Annotated in this window: 1 pseudogene; it reads right to left on the bottom strand. The window is 57.5% G+C overall.

The features are described from left to right. Positions 1-62 precede the first annotated feature (62 nt). Positions 63-566, bottom strand: a pseudogene (locus PYV00_RS22995) (DUF6119 family protein). Between the last annotated feature and the right edge of the window lie 57 nt (positions 567-623).

The following is a 623-nucleotide window of genomic DNA, read 5'->3' as shown; positions in this document are numbered from 1 at the left end:
ATTCCGTCCGACTCCTTCGCGTCGGACTCTACCCATTCGCGGTCACATTTCAGGGGAGCACGTCACACCGTGCCGTTGGTGAGAACGCCATAGACGATAGTGAAATCGGACGGGCTCCAATTCGCGCCATCAGCGGGTACCACATTGGCGAAGGCTGCACCGTTCGCCTGCCCGGCGACGAGTTCACGCACCGTCTTCCTGAACTCGGTATCGCGCTTGAACGTGACCGCCGAAATTAGCCCTTGGCTGAATAGATGGCTGAGGCGGGAGGAAGCGGTCTTATCCTTGACGTGGATAAAGCTCCTATCCGCTTTCAGAAAATCACAGACCTCTATCGGAGAGGAGGCCCCTGTCGGCTTCACCAGTTGACGGTCAAGTCAGAGCAAATCAGCGTTGGTCGCCTTGATCCGGTTGTTGTAGCGCTCCTCCGTCTCGCCTGCTTCCGCTTCGGGAAGATCGACCTTCGCGATTTGGTCGAAATAGGTTTGCACCTCTTTCGCAAGATCCTTGTCGATCTGATACCAGCGTCCGCCCGAAAGCACATATGGGGTGCCATCGAGGGTCACGTCCGTCAATGAGGTGTAATTTCGGGTGTGGTCACCGGGCCGCACGATCAGGCGGCC

Source organism: Novosphingobium album (ex Liu et al. 2023), from assembly GCF_029076845.1.
Lineage (GTDB): Bacteria > Pseudomonadota > Alphaproteobacteria > Sphingomonadales > Sphingomonadaceae > Novosphingobium.
This window is presented reverse-complemented; position numbering and strand designations above follow the sequence as displayed.